Origin of the sequence: Micromonospora musae, assembly GCF_003626635.1 — a bacterium.
GTDB lineage: Bacteria > Actinomycetota > Actinomycetes > Mycobacteriales > Micromonosporaceae > Micromonospora > Micromonospora musae.
In genome coordinates, this window is record NZ_RAZT01000001.1 from 127,477 (window position 1) to 143,941 (window position 16,465).

Consider the following 16,465-nt stretch of genomic DNA (forward strand, 5'->3'; position numbering starts at 1 on the left):
TGGGCCGCCGCCGCGTATTCGCCGCAGGCCGTCGCACTACCCTCGGGGCGTGACCGTGCTGCGTTCGTTGCTGCTCTTCGCCCTGGCCGCGCTCGCCGAGATCGGCGGGGCGTGGCTCGTCTGGCAGGGGTGGCGCGAACATCGCGGGTTGTGGTTCGTCGCCGCCGGTGTGGTCGCGCTCGGGATCTACGGTTTCGTGGCGACGTTCCAGCCCGACGCGCACTTCGGCCGGATCCTCGCCGCGTACGGTGGCGTGTTCGTGGCCGGGTCGCTCGTCTGGGGGGTGCTGGTGGACGGCTTCCGCCCGGACCGGTGGGACGTCACCGGCGCCGTCATCTGCCTCTTCGGAGTCGCGGTGATCATGTACGCGCCACGCTGACCGGGCGCACGCGGGGGTGACCGTCGATCAGCAGCATCCCGGTCAGGAGGACGATCACCACGGCGAGGTGCAGCGCGGCGCCGACGACGGCGCCGAGCGGAATGGTGGCGAGCACCAGGGCGGTGGTGATCAGTCGGCCGGGGCGCCGTCCGGTGCCGAGGACCCGGCGGGCGTCGGCGATGGCGAGCAGGAACAGGGCGACGCCGCCGGAGAGGGCGAAGGAGTTGGCCCAGCCGCTGGCGTCGCCGGGGTGGCTGACGACGGCGTGCAGGCCGGTGGCGGCGGCGATGACGCCGAGCAGCAGCACGAAGTGCGCGACGATGAAGACGCGGGCGGCGAACCGGCTGCGGGTGCCGTGGTCCGCGGCGTGGAGAGCGGCTTCGTTCGGCCCGGTGTCGGTGAAGTAGGTCCACCAGAGGGCGGCGGGCAGGGCGAGGGCCATCACGACGGCGAGGGCGGTGCCGAGACCGAGGTGGTCGCGGGGCGCGCCCATGCCGATGGCGACCACGGTTTCGCCGAACGTGACGATGACGAGCAGGCTGTGCCGTTCGACGAAGTGCGGGGCACGGATGTGGAAGCTGGCGGCCGCGCTCAGCCAGGAGTGGCCGGGTAGCAGGTACGGCAGGGCGGTCTGGGTGAAGACGGCGGCGGCCCAGAGGGCGGGTACGGCGGGTCCGGTGACCAGGCCGGCGGCGAGGATCAGCAGTGCGGCGCCGAGGTTGTACGGGGCGAGGCGCCGGACGGCTGCGCGGGCGGTGCTCTGGCTGAACAGGCCGAGGTGGACGGTGACGACGATCAGGTAGCCGATTCCGAAGAGCAGGCCGCTGCCGGTGAAGGCGTCGGGGATGGCGACGGCGGTGAGCAGGAATCCGGCCATGCCGGCGAAGATCAGAAGTTTGCGGGTCGCGGTGCGGGGCGGCACGTGGTTGGTGAGCCAGGCGTAGCCGGAGTAGAGGTACCAGAGCAGGCCGAAGATCAGGATGACGCGGGCCAGCCCGATCCAGTTGAGGTGTTCCTCGAGCAGGGCGACGAGCTGGGTGATGGTGAGCACGAAGACCAGGTCGAAGAAGACCTCGACGGGGGTGGCGCGGTCGGCGGTTTCCGGGTCGGTGTCGCGCCGCGCGGGGGTCATGTGGGTGCAGGGTAGTCGGCCGGTCGCGGGTGGCGGGTGTCGGCCGGTTTCCCGTCACCCCCGTGGCGGGGGTGACGGGTGGGCGTCGTCAGTCGTCGCGGTGTTCGGTCCACCAGGCCTGGCCGGCCGTGGGCAGGGTGTCGATCGGGTCGTAGTAGGCGTAGCGACGGTCGAGGGCTTCGAGGTCGGCGGACTCGATCGAGGTGCGGTAGTTCTTGGTCCAGTAGGAGATGCCGCGCTCGCGGTCGTACTCGGTGAGCATGTGCACCCAGCGCTTGCCGACGAAGGGGACGTCGCAGACGATCCGTGGGGTGGCGTAGCCGGGCAGGTAGCCCATGATGTCGTGCTGGAGCTGCTGGGCGTGCCAGACCGGGACGCGCCAGTGCTCGGCGTTGGGGATCATGTCGCACATGTAGAAGTAGTACGGCAGGATGCCCGCTTCGCCCTGGAGTGCGAAGCAGAGGTCGAGCAGGTCGCGGCTGGTGGCGTTGACGCCGCGCATGAGGACGCCCTGGTTGCGGACGTCGCGTACGCCGACGTCGAGGGCGGTCTGGGCGGCGCGGGCGACCAGTGGGGTGAGCGACTGGGCGTGGTTGACGTGGGTGTGGATGGCGAGGTTGACGCCGCGGCGGGCGGCGGTGCGGGCGACCCGTTCGAGGCCTTCGACGACGTCGGGCTGGAGCCAGTGCTGCGGTAGGCCCATGAGGGCCTTGGTGGCGAGCCGGATGTCGCGGATGGTTTCGATCTCGAGCAGCCGCATCAGGTAGTTCTCGAGGTTGCGCCAGGGCACGTTGGCGACGTCGCCGCCGGAGACGACGACGTCGCGGACGCCGGGGTGGGCCTTGAGGTAGGCGATGTGGGCGTCGTAGCGGTCGACGGGCTTGAGGGTGAGTTTGAGCTTGTCGACGGCGGGGGTGGAGTTGCCGACGAGGTCCATCCGGGTGCAGTGGCCGCAGTACTGCGGGCAGGTGGAGAGCAGCTCGGCGAGGACTTTGGTGGGGTAGCGGTGGGTGAGGCCTTCGGCGACCCACATGTCGTGTTCGTGGAGGGAGTCGCGGCTGGCGTAGGGGTGTGAGGGCCAGTCGCTGCGCCGGTCGGAGGCGACGGGGATCATGTAGCGCCGTACCGGGTCGGCGAGGAGCGCCTCGGTGGTCATGGGGGCGAACGGCACCATGGTGTTGAGCATCTGGGGTGGCACCAGCATCGACATGGTGGCCAGGGCCTTCTGGTCGGCTTCGAGGTCGGCGTAGAAGGCTTCGTCGACGAGGTCGCCGAGGACGGTGCGGAGCTGCTTGATGTTCTTGACGCAGTTGACGCGTTGCCACTGGGCGGATTCCCACTGTTCCCGGGTGACGTGGCGCCAGCCGGGGAAGCGGGTCCAGTCGGGTTCGACGAGTGGTGCGCGCCGGTATTCGTAGGGCTGGCCGGTGGTGGGCACCACGGTCGGGATGGGGCGGGCTGCGGGGATGGTCTCCACCGGTTGGGTCTGGGTCACGGCCCCTCCTCGTGTGGTGCGGTTGATCAGCCGGTCGAAGGCTACTGGAAAATCTCCGGCCTAGAAATTAGTCTGCCGGAAGTTTTCCCGCGATGCGAGCCTTGACCGGGGCTTCGGGCGGTTGACAGGGGGAGGTCGGCGTGACGTCACCGGTGGGTCTGCACCGCGTCGTGGAACCGGCGGGGGTGCTGCCGCAGGCGGCCTGGCGGCTGGACGCGAGTCCGGAGATCGCGGCGAACGAGGTGCGGATCCGGGTGGAGCGGCTGAACCTGGACGCGGCGAGTTTCCGGCAGCTGTGGGAGAAGCACGGCGGTGACGGGGACGCGGTGCGCGCCGAGGTGCTGGAGATCGTCACCAGCCGGGGGAAGATGCAGAACCCGGTGACCGGTTCGGGCGGGATGCTGATCGGCACGGTCGAGGAGGCGGGTCGGCGGTCGCCGCTGGGGCTGCGGCCTGGCGACCGGGTGGCGACGCTGGTGTCGTTGACGTTGACGCCGCTGGTGATCACCGACGGGTTGGCGCGGTGGGACGGGCGCAGCGAGCAGGTGCCGTGTGACGGGTGGGCGATTCTGTTCGCCCGGTCGATCGCCGCGGTGCTGCCGGCGGAGGAGGATCCGCAGCTGTCCCTGGCGGTGCTGGACGTGTGCGGGGCGCCGGCGTTGACGGCGCGGGTGGTGTCGCGTTATGTGGCCGACCGGGCGCGTGAGGGGGATGCCCGGCCGGTGACGGTGGCGGTGATCGGTGGCGCGGGCAAGAGCGGTTCGCTGTCGCTGGCGGCGGCGCGGCGGGCGGGCGCCGGTCGTACGGTCGGGGTGGTGCCGGTGGCGGCGGAGCGGGACGCGCTGACGGCGGCGGGGTTGGCCGACGCGGTGGCGTTGGCCGATGCGCGGGATCCGGTGGCGGTGTCGACGGCGGTGACCACGGCGCTGGGTGTGCCGGCGGATGTGACGGTGGTCTGCGTGGACGTGCCGGGGTGCGAGCACGGGGCGGTGCTGGGCACGGCGGACGGCGGCACCGTGATCTTCTTCTCGATGGCGACGAGTTTCGCCGGGGCGGCATTGGGCGCCGAGGGTCTGGCGGCGGACGTGACGATGCTGGTGGGTAACGGGTACGTGCCGGGGCACGCGGATCTGGCGTTGGGGTTGCTGCGCTCGGAGCCGGGGGTCCGTCGGCTCTTCGAGTCCCGGTTGGCGGCAGACTGAGGTCATGACGAACCCCTCGACGTTGTACCGCGGCGGCGTGCTGCTCTGCCCCGCCGACCCGAACGCGACCGCGCTGCTGGTCTCCGGTGGGCGGATCACCTGGCTGGGGGTGGACGCGGACGCGCCCGCCGCCGACCGGGTGGTGGATCTGGACGGGGCGTTGGTGACGCCGGCGTTCGTGGACGCGCACGTGCACGCGACGGACACCGGGTTGGCGTTGTCGGGGTTGGATCTGTCGGGGGTGCGTTCGGCGGGGGAGTTGCTGGACGCGGTGGCCGGGTTCGCGGCGGGTCTGCCGGCGGATGCGGTGGTGTTGGGTCACGGCTGGGACGAGTCGACGTGGGGTGCGTCACCGTTGCCGGACGCGGACGCGTTGGAGCGAGCGGCCGGTGGTCGGCGGGTGTACCTGTCGCAGGCGTCGATCCATTCGGCGTTGGTGTCGCGGGCGATGTCGGCGGCGGTGCCGGAGGTGGTGGCCGCGGCGGGTTACGACGAGTCGGGGTGGTTGCGGCGTGACGCGCACCACGTGGTGCGGGCGGCGGCGTTCGCGTCGGTGACGCGGGGGCAGCGGGTGGCGGCGCAGCGGGTGGCGTTGGCGCACGCGGCGTCGCTGGGGGTCGCGGCGGTGCACGAGTGTGGTGGGCCGGAGATCTCCGACGAGGAGGATTTCACGGGTCTGCTGGGCATCTCGGGTGCGGGTGTGCCGGAGGTGTACGGGTACTGGGGTGAGTTGGGTGGTGCCGCGCGGGCTCGGGAGTTGGGTGCGGTGGGCGCCGGTGGTGATCTGTTCGCGGACGGTGCGTTGGGTTCGCGGACGGCGCACCTGTCGCAGCCGTATCTGGACGGGGACGGCGCTGGGCACGGCTACCTGTCGGCGGAGCAGGTGCGGGAGCATCTGCTGGACTGCGCGGCGCACGGGTTGCAGGGCGGGTTCCATGCGATCGGTGACGCGGCGATCGGCACGGTCCTGGAGGGGTTCGCGGGGGCGGTGCGGCAGTTGGGTGTGGAGCGGGTGCGCGCGGCGCGGCACCGCATCGAGCACGCGGAGATCATGGACAAGCGGTTGATCGCCGGGTTCGTGGAGTACGGGATCGTGGCGAGTATGCAGCCGGCGTTCGACCGGTTGTGGGGTGGCGCGGGTCGGATGTACGAGTCGCGGTTGGGGTTGGCCCGGTCGTTGGCGTCGAATCCGATGGGTGCGATGCACGGGGTCGGGGTGGCGTTGGCGTTCGGGTCGGATTCGCCGGTGACGCCGGTGGATCCGTGGGGGTCGGTGCGGGCGGCGGCGGCGCATCACAGCCCGGCGCAGCGGATGAGTGTGCGGGCGGCGTTCGCGGCGCACACGCGCGGCGGGTGGCGGGCGGTGCACCTGGACAACGAGGGGGTTCTCGCGTTGGGTGCGCCGGCGACGTTCGCGGTGTGGGACACGCCGGCTGGGGTGGATCGGAATCTGCCGGTGCTGTTGGCCGAGGACCCGGAGTTGCGGGGGCCGCAGGATCCGACGCCGTTGCCGGTGTGTCGGCGGACGGTGCTGCGTGGTGACGTGATTTATGAGGAAGGGTCTGCGTGAGCGAGCGAACCATCGGGTGTGTCAGCGGGGCGGCCGCGCGGCGGAGCGGAGCGACGGCGTGAGACCGAAACTCGATCTTGATCCGGTGCTGGTGGCGCGGGCGCGGGAGTTGGCGCGCCGCGCGGGGCAGCCGGTGGTGGACCTGGCCCGTAGTCATACGACGGTGTCGGTGGAGCGGGCGGTGTTGCGGCTGGCCGGGGTGACCGGCGCGGACCCGGACGGTATTCCGTGGGTGAACCGGCTGGTGGACGCGGTGGTGGCCGACGTCGGGCTGGGGCACGGGGTGGCGGCGTCGGTCTTCGACGCGCTGGCCCGGGAGGATCTGACCGATGTGACGTTGCTGGCGCAGAAGGCCGCCGCCGGGTCGGTGCGGTTCACCCAGCCCACCGGGCGGGCGGCCACGGCCGCGCGTCGGGCGGCGCGGAAGGCGGCGGCCGCGGGGGTGCGGCAGATCGACCGTCGGCGGGCCGAGCGGGATCGTCTGGTCAAGCGGTACGGGGACCCGAAGCAGCGGCCGTGGATCTACCTGATCGTGGCGACCGGTGACATCTATGAGGACATTCCGCAGGCGCAGGCGGCGGCGCGGGCGGGCGCGGATGTGATCGCGGTGATCCGGTCGACGGGGCAGTCGCTGCTGGACTACGTGCCGGAGGGCGCGACGCGGGAGGGGTTCGCCGGCACGTACGCGACGCAGGAGAACTTCCGGCTGATGCGGGCGGCGTTGGACGTGTCGTCGAAGGAGCTGGGCCGGTACGTGCGGTTGACGAACTACGCGTCCGGGTTGTGCATGCCGGAGATGGCGACCCTGGCCGGCCTGGAGCGGCTGGACATGATGTTGAACGACTCGATGTACGGGATCCTGTTCCGGGACATCAATCCGATCCGGACGTTCGTGGATCAGCGGTTCTCGCGGCAGGTGCACGCGCGGGCCGGGATCATCATCAACACCGGGGAGGACAACTACCTCACCACCGCCGACGCGGTGGAGGAGGCGCACACGGTGACGGTGTCGCAGCTGCTGAACGAGTTCTTCGCGCACGAGGCGGGGTTGGCGGACTGGCAGTTGGGGCTGGGGCACGCGTTCGAGATCAATCCGGATGTGCCGGAGTCGTTCCGGTTGGAGTTGGCGCACGCGTTGCTGGCGCGGGAGTTGTTCCCGGACGCGCCGTTGAAGTGGATGCCGCCGACGAAGCACATGACCGGGGACGTGTTCCGCGGCAACCTGCTCGACGGGTTCTTCAACCTGGCGGGCACGCTGACCGGGCAGGGCATCCTGCTGGTGGGGATGATGACCGAGGCGGTGGTGACGCCGTGGTTGTCGGACCGGGACATCGCGTTGCAGAACGTGCGGTACGTGTTGGGTGCCGCGGGTGGGCTGCACGAGGACTTCGTGCCGGCGCCGGGCGGGTTCATCCAGCAGCGGGCGCGGCAGGTGCTGGGGGAGGCGGTGCGGCTGTTGGAGCGCATCGGTGAGCAGTCGTTGTTGACGGCGATCGCCGAGGGCACGTTCGGCATCATGAAGCGTCCGCCGGATCGGGGTAAGGGCCTGGACGGGGTGGCGCGGCACGAGGCGGACTACTGGAATCCGGCCACGGAGATCCTCGAGGCGCAACCGACGGGCGCGGAGCCGACGGCGGTGCGGTCGTGAGCGTGGACGGCGTGGACAAGAAGATCGTGCGCCCGTACGGGGACACCACCGGCGACGGAATGGTGCAGGTGTCGTTCACGCTGCCGGTGCCGCACGACAAGCGGGGCGAGGGCGCGGCCGTGCAGCTGGCCGGGAAGATGGGCATCGACCCGGCGATGCTGGTGCACGCGAAGCAGATGGGCGACGGGTACACGTTCTTCGTCGTGTACGGGCGGGTGAACCATCTGGTGGACGTCTCCGCGGTGCAGGTGGTCGAGCGGGACTTCCCGCTGCTGTCGGCCAAGGAGATCAACGCCTTGGTGAAGCAGCGGTTGCGGCGGAAGTTGTCGGTGGTGGGGGCGTGCATCGGCACGGACGCGCACACGGTCGGCATCGACGCGATCCTGAACGTGAAGGGAATCGCGGGGGAGAAGGGCCTGGAGTACTACCGGGAGTTGAAGGTCACGAACCTGGGTGCGCAGGTGAGCGTGCCGGAGTTGGTGGAGGCCGCCCGAGTGGAGAAGGCGGACGCGGTGCTGGTCTCCCAGGTGGTGACGCAGCGGGACGCGCATCTGCACAACACGCGGGAGATGTCGGCGGCGTTCCGGGAGGCGATGCCGGCGGGCCGGCGTCCGTTGCTGATCGTCGGTGGGCCGCGGTTCGACGAGACGATGGCCGAGGAGTTGGGTGTGGATCGGATCTTCGGTCGGGGCACCACCCCGGGTGAGGTGGCCAGTTACCTGGCGCACGCGTTGATCACGAGCAGGAGGGCGGCGGCATGACGGGGCAGGATCCGCGGCTGGGGTTGACGGTGACGCACCGCCGGTATGTGCCGTACTCGCACGCCCACTACGCGGGGAACCTGGTCGACGGGGCGTACGCGTTGGGTTTGTTCGGGGATGTCGCCACGGAGGTGTGCATCCGCACCGACGGCGACGAGGGGCTGTTCGCCGGCTACGCCGACGTGCGGTTCACCGCCCCGATCCGGGCCGGTGACGTGGTGGAGGTGACCGCGCAGGTCAGCCGGGTGGGCACCCGCAGCCGGACGCTGGAGTTGAGCTGCGTGGTGGTGTGCCGGGGCCGCCCGGAGCGAGGTGAGTCGGCGGCGGAGGTCCTCGACCCGCCGATCGTGGCGGTCACCGCGACCGGCACGGTGGTCGTGCCGCCGGCGGCGTGAACGTCGCGGTCTGCGCCGACGTCGGGTCGACGTACACGAAGGTGGCGGTGGTCGACCTCGACGACGCGCGGCTGGTCGGGGCGGCCGCGGCGGCGACGACGGTCGGTACGGACGTGCTGCACGGCCTGGACGCGGCCGTCGCGGCGGCGACCGCCGGGTTGGGTGCCCGGGATCCGGCGTGGTACGTGTGTTCGTCGGCCGGTGGTGGGCTGCGGTTGGCGGTGGTCGGCTACGAGCAGTTGGTGACGGCGCAGGCGGGCCGGCGGGTGGGCCTGTCGGCGGGGGCGAACGTGGTGCATGTGGCCGCCGGCCGGTTGGGTGCGGCGGAGCTGAGTGCGTTGCGGGCGGCCCGCCCCGATGTGGTGCTGCTGGTGGGCGGCACCGACGGCGGGGACGCCGAGGTGTTGACGCACAACGCGACCCGGCTGGCGCGGGCCCGCTGGCGGGTGCCGGTGGTGCTGGCCGGCAACGTCGACGTGCGTGCGGAGTTGGCGGCCGGGTTGGCCGCGGCCGGGGTGCCGGTGACGGTGGCCGACAATGTGCTGCCCCGCATCGGGGTGCTGGCGCCCGCGTCGGCGCGCTCGGCGATCCGGGAGGTGTTCCTGCGGCATGTGATCGGCGGGAAGCGGCTGTCGCGGGGTGCCCGGTTCGGGCGGCTGGTGCGCGCGGCGACGCCGGACGCGGTGCTGACCGGGGTGGAGGTGCTCGCCGACCGGCTGGGCGGGGACCTGGCGGTGGTGGACGTCGGTGGGGCCACCACCGACGTGTACTCGGTGCTCACCCCGGACGAGCGGGCCACCGGGCCGGGTCGGGAGGTGGCCGGTTCGCTGTGGCGGGCCCGCACCGTGGAGGGTGACCTGGGTATGCGGTGGAGCGCGCCCGGGGTGGTGCGGGCGGCCGTGGAGGAGCGGCTGCTCGCCGACGGGGAGCAGGAGCAGCTGACCGCGGCTGCGGCGGTGCGGGCGGCCGAGCCGGGTTTCCTGCCCGCCGACGCGGCGCAGCAGGCGCTGGAGTGGCGGATCGCGCAGTTGGCGGCGACGGTGGCGTTGCGCCGGCACGCCCGGGGTGGGGCCGCCGGTGAGCGGGGCGGGCGGGACCTGCGCGACGTGCGGCTGGTGGTGGGTTCCGGGGGTGTGTTGCGGCACGCCCCGGCCGGGCAGGCGGTGCAGGTGCTCACCGCGGTCTTGGCCGATCACGCGGGCGGGTGGCCGCTGCCGCGGGCGGCGCGACCGGTGGTGGACGTGGAGTACGTGTTGGCCGCCGGTGGGTTGCTCGCGGCGGAGCATCCGCAGGTGGCGGGCGAGTTGCTGAGTGGGCATCTGGGCGTGGGCTGACGCAACCCGGCGCGACACGCCGGGTTGCGACACGGCGACAGGCCGGGGGCGGGTTGACAGGCCCCGGGGGGCAGCACGTACCGTCTTTGAGTCCTACTACGGGAAGCGGCTGTTGTTCGCTTCGTCCCTCCGTCCGCTGGCCGAGCGACACGTTGTCGCGGCGGCCAGGTCCAGCGGGCGGGGGTCGGCGGGGCGGCGCGAACCGGCCGCGGTAACCGGTGTACGGGCGAAGTGAGGCGCACGGCCAGTAGACAACGGCCCGGCGGGGACAGCCAGTCCGCGTCTGGTCGGTCCGAAGGTCGGCGTGCCGCATTCTCGCCCCACCGGCCGGGAAGGGCCTGGGAGCATCGGGGCGCGGCGTTGGCCGCGCCCCGATTTTCATGCCCGCACCTCCCCGCGGGGTCGGGGCTTGTGCGTGTCGGCGTTGCCCTCCGCGGGCCGAAATGGTTGATCACCGCAGCGGTCGGGGGTCGAGCCCGGCGCCCCGCCGTTTGCCGATCCAGCAACTTTCCTTGTCGTTGCGGCGGTGGTGGGTGCAGCGTGGACGGGAAGCCGAACACGACCCGGAGGTGTCAGGTGAGCGAGAGATACGACGTGGTGGTGGTCGGCGGCGGCGCGGCCGGACTCGCCGGAGCGCTCGCCCTGGCCCGGGCCCGCCGCTCGGTGCTGGTGGTGGACGCCGGTGAGCCGCGCAACGCCCCCGCCGACGGAGTGCACAACTACCTGACCCGGGAGGGCACTCCGCCGGGCGAGCTGCTGGCCGCCGGACGGGCCGAGGTCACCGGCTACGGCGGGCAGGTCGTCACCGGCCGGGTGGAGGCCGCCGCCCGCGACGACGCCGGGTTCACCCTGACCCTCGCCGACGCGAGCGTGGTGCGGGCGCGGCGGCTGCTGGTCACCACCGGGCTGGTCGACGAGCTGCCCGACGTGCCCGGCCTGGCGAAGCGGTGGGGCCGGGACGTGCTGCACTGCCCGTACTGCCACGGATGGGAGACCCGCGACCGGCGGATCGGCGTGCTCGCCACCGGCCCGACCGGCGTTGCGCAGGCGCTGCTGTGGCGACAGTGGAGCGACCGCGTGCTGCTGCTGGTCCACGGCGCGCCGCAGCCCACCGGCGACGAGCTCGAACAGCTCGCCGCCCGGGAGATCACCGTCGTGGACGGCCCCGTCGAGGAGCTCCTGCTGGCCGGGGACGCCCTCACCGGGGTGCGGCTGGCCGACGGCGGCGTCGTCGAGCTGGACACGCTGGTGGTGGCGCCCCGGTTCACCGCCCGCGCCGGCCTGCTCGCCGACCTCGGCCTCACCCCCGTCGAGGTGGAGCTGGGCGGGCAGGTGCTCGGCGCGCAGATCCCCGCCGACGCGGGCGGCGCGACCACGGTGCCCGGGGTGTGGGTGGCCGGCAACGTCGCCGACGTACGCGCCCAGGTCATCACCGCCGCCGGCGGTGGGTTGACGGCCGCGGCGGCGATCAACGCCGACCTGGTGGCCGAGGAGACCCGCGAGGCCGTACGCGAACGCCGCCACCAGGTCGCCACCATGTTCACCGAGCAGGCGTGGGAGCAGCGCTACTCCTCCCGGGCGGCGGTGTGGAGCGGACGCCCCAATCCGCAGCTGGTGGCCGAGGCCACCGACCTGACCCCGGGCCGGGCGTTGGACGTGGGCAGCGGCGAGGGCGCCGACGCGGTGTGGCTCGCCCGGCGGGGCTGGCGGGTCACCGCCGTGGACATCTCCCGCACCGCGCTGCAGCGGGCCGCCGCGCACGCCGCCGACGCCGGCCCCGAGATCGCCGACCGGGTCGACTGGGTCCACGCCGACGTGCGGGAGCAGCCGCCCGCCGAGGCGACGTACGACCTGGTGAGCGCCCAGTTCATGCACCTGCCCGGCGAGGAGCGTGCCGTCCTGTTCGCCCGGCTGGCCGCCGCCGTCGCCGCCGGCGGCACCCTGCTGATCGTCGGGCACCACCCGTGGGACCTGCGTACCAGCGTGCACCGGATGCACCTGCCGGAGATGATGTACACCCCCGAGGAGCTCGCGGCGGCGCTCGACCCCACGGTGTGGGAGGTGCGGGCCGAGGCGCGGCCCCGCCCCGCCGTGGACCCGCAGGGGCGGGAGAGCACCGTCCACGACGCCGTTCTCGTGGCCCGCCGCCGTTCGTGACCGGCTGCCCGGCCGGGTAGCCTTCACGACCGTGATCGTGCTGAGGCGCCCGTGACGACCGTCGACCCGGACGAGAAGCGAACCGACGCGGCGCCGCCGCGCCCGGACGCCGCGGCGCGTCCGCTGCCGCTCGCCGTCGCCGTGCCGGTGGCGGTCGCGGCGGGGCTGGCGCTGCTGGCGGCGTTCCCCCCGTACGGGGTGTGGCCGCTGGCGCCGGTCGGGGTGGCGTTGCTGGCCGCCGCGGCGCACCGGCGGCGGCTGCGGGCCGGCGCCGGGCTGGGTTTCCTGACCGGGGTGGCGTTCTTCGCGCCGCTGCTGGCGTGGACGAACCTGCACACCGGTGCGCTGCCGTGGGTGCTGCTGTCGCTGCTGCAGGCCGGGTACCTGGCGCTGCTCGGCGTCGCCACCGCCTGGGTGTCACCGCTGGTCGACCGGGCCCGCTGGTGCTGGGCGCCGCTGACCGGCCTGCTGTGGGTGGGGCAGGAGGCGCTGCGGGACCGGACCCCGTTCGGTGGGTTCCCGTGGGGTCGGCTGGCGTTCAGTCAGGGCGACTCGCCGCTGCTGCGGGTGGCCGCGCTCGGCGGCGCCCCGCTGGTGACGTTCGCCGTCGCCGTGGCCGGTGGGCTGCTGCTGACCGCCGGATGGCGACGGTGGAGCGTCGGCGGGTTGCGGCGGGCCCGTTGGTGGCTGCCGGTCGGCGGGCTGACCGCCGGGGCGGTGCTGCTGTGCGCGGCGGGTCTGCTGGTGCCGGTGGGACGCGCCGGGGGCGGCGCGACGGTCACCGTGGCGATCGTGCAGGGCAACGTGCCGCGCCTGGGTCTGGACTTCAACGCCCAGCGGCAGGCGGTGCTCAACAACCACGTCGACGCGACGTTGGAGTTGGCCGGCCGGGTCGCCGCCGGTGAGCAGCCGCGCCCCGACCTGGTGGTGTGGCCGGAGAACGCCAGCGACATCGATCCGCTGCGCAACCCGACCGCCGGGGCGCGAATCTCCCAGGCCGCCGACACGATCGGCGCGCCGATCCTCGTCGGCGCGGTGCTGCTCGGTCCCGACGCCGGGCAGGTCCGCAACGCCGGCATCCTGTGGCGGCCCGGCAGCGGCGCCGACCTGGAGCAGCTGTACGTCAAGCGGCATCCGGTGCCGTTCGCCGAGTACGTGCCGCTGCGGAACATCGCCCGGATGGTCAGCAAGCAGGTCGACCGGGTGCGGGCCGATTTCGTGGCCGGCAGTACCCCGGGCGTGGTGCGCGCCGGCCCGGTGCTGCTCGGCGACGTGATCTGTTTCGAGGTGGCGTACGACGAGGTGGTCCGGGACACCGTCACCGGGGGCGCGCAGCTGCTCGTGGTGCAGACCAACAACGCCACCTTCGACGAGGCCGAGGCCCGCCAGCAGTTGGCCATGGTGCGGCTGCGGGCGGTGGAGCACGGCCGTCCGGCGTTGATGGCCTCCACGGTCGGGGTGTCCGGGTTCGTGGGCCCCGACGGGCGGGTAAGCGACGCCACCGGGTTCAACACCCGTGAGGTGGTGGTGCGGCAACTGCGCCTGGCCGACGGGCGCACACCGGCCACCCGGGTGGGTCTGTGGCCGGAGGTGGCGCTGGCCGGGTTGGCCGTGGCCGCCCTGGCCGGCGCGGCGGTGCTACGTCGCCGACGGCGCGTCGGGCCCGGATAGGTCCAGCCGGTTCGCCGGCGCGAACGGAGGGGGGACCGTGGACGAGGCGACCGACCCGACACGTCGCGCGGGCGTCGACGGCGTCGGCCGGGTGCTGGTGGTGATCCCCACCTACAACGAGGCCGACAACGTCAGCGACATCGTGGGCCGGGTACGCCGGGAGACCCCCGCGGTGGAGGTTCTCGTCGCCGACGACAACAGCCCCGACGGCACCGGCCTGATCGCGGACGCGCTCGCCGACACCGACCCGCAGGTGCACGTGCTGCACCGGGAGGGTAAACAGGGCCTCGGGGCGGCCTACCTGGCCGGTTTCGCGTGGGCGCGGGAACGCGGCTACGACGCGGTGGTGGAGATGGACGCCGACGGGTCGCACGCCCCCGAGGACCTGCCGGCGCTGCTGGACGCCGCCCGGGCCGCCGACGTGGTGATCGGATCACGGTGGACCCGGGGCGCGCGGGTGGTGAACTGGCCGATGAGGCGCCTCGCGTTGTCCCGCTGCGGCAACCTGTACGCACGCCTGGCGCTGGGGATGCCGGTCTCGGACGCGACGGGCGGTTACCGGGTGTACCGGCGGGGCGCGTTGGACGCGATGGATCTGGCGTCGGTGTGTTCGCAGGGCTACTCGTTCCAGGTGGAGCTCTCCCGGCTGGCGCACCGCGCGGGTATGCGGATCGTCGAGGTGCCGATCACGTTCGCCGAGCGGGAGCACGGCAGCAGCAAGATGAGCCCGTTGATCGTGGCCGAGGCGTTGTGGCGGATCACCGCCTGGGCGGTGCAGGACCGGGGGCGGGCGCTGTTGCGCGGCGCGGGTCGGGCGTCGTGACGGGGGGCGCCCGCGTGTCATGCTGGATGGGCGCGGTGCCGGCGCCCGGGGGCGCCACGGGACGACCGATGGGGTGAGATGCGCCGAGGTGTGAGGTTCGTACCACTGGCCCTGCTGGGCGCGGTGGCGGTGGAGCTGGCGGTGTTCGTCCTGGTGGGGCGGGCCGTCGGGTTCGGGGTGGCGGTGCTGCTGGTCTTCGCGGTGTCGCTGCTGGGGTTGGTGCTGCTGCGCCGGGAGGGGATGCGCGCCTGGCGGGGCTTCCGGGCCGCCGCGCAGGCCGGGCAGCCGCCGGGCCGGCAGGTGACCGACGGGCTGGTGGGGCTGCTGGGGTCGCTGTTGCTCGCGGTTCCGGGGCTGGTCACCGGGGTCGCCGGTCTGCTGCTGCTGATACCGCCGGTGCGGGCGTTGGCCCGCGCCGGGGTGCAGCGGGGCGCGGAGCGGCGGGTGTCGTCGATGGTCGCCGGTGACCTGTTCGGGCCGCGTCGGGTGCGGGTGCGTCGAGGCGCGCCGCAACCGGAGTCGCCGCCCGGTCCGGCCGCGGAGCAGCCGGTGGTCGTCGACGAGGGCCGGGCGATCGAGGGCGAGATCGTGGAGCGTTGAGCACGCTAAAAGGGCGGCGCCCCCGGGAATCTTCCCGGGGGCGCCGCCCTTTTTGCGGTGGTTCGTTGCTTGTCAGGCCCGGCCGCGTCGGGTCCGGACCTCCTGGAGCCGCTCGGCGAGGATGTCCTCCAGCTCGGCGATCGAGCGCCGCTCCAGCAGCATGTCCCAGTGGGTACGCGGCGGCTTGGCCTTCTTCTGCTCCGGCTCGCTGCCGTCGACCAGCCGGGCGACGCTGCCGTCGAACTTGCACTCCCAGGTCGTCGGGACCTCGGCGTCGACGGCGAACGGCACCTCGAACTGGTGGCCCTTGGCGCACAGGTACTCGCGGGTCTGCCGTGGCGCGAGCTCCGTGTTGCGGTCGGACTCGTAGCTCACCGCGCCAAGGCGGCTTCCGCGCAGCATACGCTCGCCCATGATCGACTTCCCCTCGTTCGTGGTGCTGGTCTTCTTGTGTAACGGTCCGTGCCCGCCAGGCCATTCCCGCCGTAAGGGCGCACAGCGCCCACGGCCGGGCCTCGACAAGGGTAGCCCGGCCGGCACAGTGGCCCACCGGGGTCGCCCCCGGCCGGGCCGCGATGGTGAAGCGGTGTCGACTGTCCCGGCGATGTTAACCGCCGCGACGGCCCGCAGGTTGCGCCGGCCGCCGCAACCCGCGCCGTCCGGTGGGCGCAAGCCCGGTCAGGCCGCCGGCGGCAGCGGCAACGGCAACGGCAGGCCGGGCAGCCCGTCGATGCTGCGGGCCACGTGCGGCTTGCCGGCGAAGTAGTCGCTCAACGACGCGTCGTCCTCCCGGGCGAACCGTTTGCCGTGCAGGTCACGGTCCTCGTCGTAGGTCATGAACGGCACCGCGTAGCCGCAGGTGTCCCTGATCAACTCGGCGTGCACCACGATGATCGCGCGCAGACCGTGGGTGCTCGGGTCGATGTCGGGGAAGTGGCCGATCAGCTCCCGCCACCGCGGGTCGTCGCGGAACACCGGCTCGCCGCGCCCGTGCACCCGCACGATGTTCGGTGGACCCTGGAACGCGCACCACATGAGCGTGATCCGGCCGTTCTCCCGCAGGTGCGCGACCGTCTCGGCGTTGCTGCCGGCGAAGTCCAGGTACGCGACGGTCTGCTCGTCGAGCACCGCCCAGGAGCCGCGCAGCCCCTTCGGGGAGAGGTTGATGGTGCCGTCGCCGGCCAGCGGCGCGGTGGCGGTGAAGAACATCGGCTGGGTTTCGATGAACGACCGCAGCCGCCCCTCGATGCGCTCATACGTCTTTCCCACCCGGGGAGCGTCGCACGCCGCCGCAATCC

At 73.0% G+C, this 16,465-nt stretch carries 15 protein-coding genes; 11 read left to right on the forward strand and 4 right to left on the reverse strand.

Annotated features, from left to right (window positions below; translation table 11 throughout):
- The first annotated feature begins 49 nt into the window (after positions 1 to 49).
- Positions 50 to 379 (forward strand): YnfA family protein, encoded by a 330-nt coding sequence (locus tag D7044_RS00600; RefSeq protein ID WP_120681542.1) that lies wholly within the window; start codon positions 50 to 52, stop codon positions 377 to 379.
- Here D7044_RS00600 and D7044_RS00605 read toward each other — a convergent pair.
- On the reverse strand, positions 360 to 1,511 hold the full coding sequence (locus D7044_RS00605; protein ID WP_120681544.1) for a low temperature requirement protein A: 1,152 nt from the start codon (positions 1,509 to 1,511) through the stop codon (positions 360 to 362). The two genes, D7044_RS00600 and D7044_RS00605, sit on opposite strands and share 20 nt — an antisense overlap.
- An 88-nt stretch (positions 1,512 to 1,599) precedes the next feature.
- A complete protein-coding gene (locus D7044_RS00610) occupies positions 1,600 to 3,006 on the reverse strand; it encodes a KamA family radical SAM protein (protein WP_120681546.1) in 1,407 nt (468 codons plus the stop codon).
- A 140-nt stretch (positions 3,007 to 3,146) separates the two neighbouring features.
- On the opposite strand from D7044_RS00610, the gene kdd reads away from it, so the two are divergent.
- The 10 genes from kdd to D7044_RS00660 all read left to right on the forward strand — a co-directional run bounded on the left by kdd (position 3,147) and on the right by D7044_RS00660 (position 15,167).
- A complete protein-coding gene (gene kdd, locus D7044_RS00615; protein ID WP_120681548.1) occupies positions 3,147 to 4,208 on the forward strand; it encodes an L-erythro-3,5-diaminohexanoate dehydrogenase in 1,062 nt (353 codons plus the stop codon).
- Between the two features lie 4 nt (positions 4,209 to 4,212).
- Positions 4,213 to 5,778 carry an amidohydrolase gene (locus D7044_RS00620; protein WP_120687612.1) on the forward strand — a complete coding sequence of 522 codons (1,566 nt, stop codon included), beginning with the start codon at positions 4,213 to 4,215 and terminating at the stop codon, positions 5,776 to 5,778.
- A 58-nt stretch (positions 5,779 to 5,836) separates the two neighbouring features.
- Entirely contained in the window at positions 5,837 to 7,426 is a 1,590-nt protein-coding gene (gene kamD, locus D7044_RS00625; RefSeq protein ID WP_120687882.1) for a lysine 5,6-aminomutase subunit alpha, read from the forward strand.
- Positions 7,427 to 7,428: 2 nt separating this feature from the next.
- The gene (gene kamE / locus D7044_RS00630) at positions 7,429 to 8,187 is read left to right on the forward strand and encodes a lysine 5,6-aminomutase subunit beta (protein WP_255510772.1); all 759 of its coding nucleotides are present in this window, start codon (positions 7,429 to 7,431) and stop codon (positions 8,185 to 8,187) included.
- Positions 8,184 to 8,582, forward strand: a complete 399-nt coding sequence (kal, locus tag D7044_RS00635) for a 3-aminobutyryl-CoA ammonia lyase (protein WP_120687614.1) — start codon at positions 8,184 to 8,186, stop codon at positions 8,580 to 8,582. Before kamE ends, kal begins: the two co-directional genes overlap by 4 nt.
- Complete coding sequence (locus D7044_RS00640) at positions 8,579 to 9,916, forward strand: glutamate mutase L (RefSeq protein WP_120687615.1); 1,338 nt, start codon at positions 8,579 to 8,581, stop codon at positions 9,914 to 9,916. Before kal ends, D7044_RS00640 begins: the two co-directional genes overlap by 4 nt.
- A gap of 576 nt (positions 9,917 to 10,492) precedes the next feature.
- A complete protein-coding gene (locus D7044_RS00645) occupies positions 10,493 to 12,073 on the forward strand; it encodes an FAD-dependent oxidoreductase (protein ID WP_120687616.1) in 1,581 nt (526 codons plus the stop codon).
- Positions 12,074 to 12,196: 123 nt separating this feature from the next.
- A complete protein-coding gene (gene lnt / locus D7044_RS00650; protein ID WP_411710958.1) occupies positions 12,197 to 13,744 on the forward strand; it encodes an apolipoprotein N-acyltransferase in 1,548 nt (515 codons plus the stop codon).
- A 37-nt stretch (positions 13,745 to 13,781) separates the two neighbouring features.
- The gene (locus D7044_RS00655) at positions 13,782 to 14,567 is read left to right on the forward strand and encodes a polyprenol monophosphomannose synthase (protein WP_120687618.1); all 786 of its coding nucleotides are present in this window, start codon (positions 13,782 to 13,784) and stop codon (positions 14,565 to 14,567) included.
- A gap of 78 nt (positions 14,568 to 14,645) precedes the next feature.
- Positions 14,646 to 15,167, forward strand: a complete 522-nt coding sequence (locus D7044_RS00660) for an FxsA family protein (RefSeq protein WP_120687619.1) — start codon at positions 14,646 to 14,648, stop codon at positions 15,165 to 15,167.
- 72 nt (positions 15,168 to 15,239) lie between these two features.
- Here D7044_RS00660 and D7044_RS00665 read toward each other — a convergent pair whose 3' ends face one another.
- Entirely contained in the window at positions 15,240 to 15,581 is a 342-nt protein-coding gene (locus D7044_RS00665; RefSeq protein ID WP_046564157.1) for an RNA polymerase-binding protein RbpA, read from the reverse strand.
- Positions 15,582 to 15,845: 264 nt separating this feature from the next.
- Positions 15,846 to 16,436 (reverse strand): pyridoxamine 5'-phosphate oxidase family protein, encoded by a 591-nt coding sequence (locus tag D7044_RS00670; protein ID WP_120687620.1) that lies wholly within the window; start codon positions 16,434 to 16,436, stop codon positions 15,846 to 15,848.
- Positions 16,437 to 16,465: the final 29 nt, after the last annotated feature.

What these genes read in the sequence shown, in the direction of transcription:
- D7044_RS00605 (WP_120681544.1), bottom strand. Translation starts at nt 1,511, where the DNA reads ATGACCCCCGCGCGGCGCGACACCGACCCGGAAACCGCCGACCGCGCC.
- D7044_RS00620 (WP_120687612.1), top strand. Translation starts at nt 4,213, where the DNA reads ATGACGAACCCCTCGACGTTGTACCGCGGCGGCGTGCTGCTCTGCCCC.
- kal (WP_120687614.1), top strand. Translation starts at nt 8,184, where the DNA reads ATGACGGGGCAGGATCCGCGGCTGGGGTTGACGGTGACGCACCGCCGG.
- D7044_RS00660 (WP_120687619.1), top strand. Translation starts at nt 14,646, where the DNA reads ATGCGCCGAGGTGTGAGGTTCGTACCACTGGCCCTGCTGGGCGCGGTG.
- D7044_RS00665 (WP_046564157.1), bottom strand. Translation starts at nt 15,581, where the DNA reads ATGGGCGAGCGTATGCTGCGCGGAAGCCGCCTTGGCGCGGTGAGCTAC.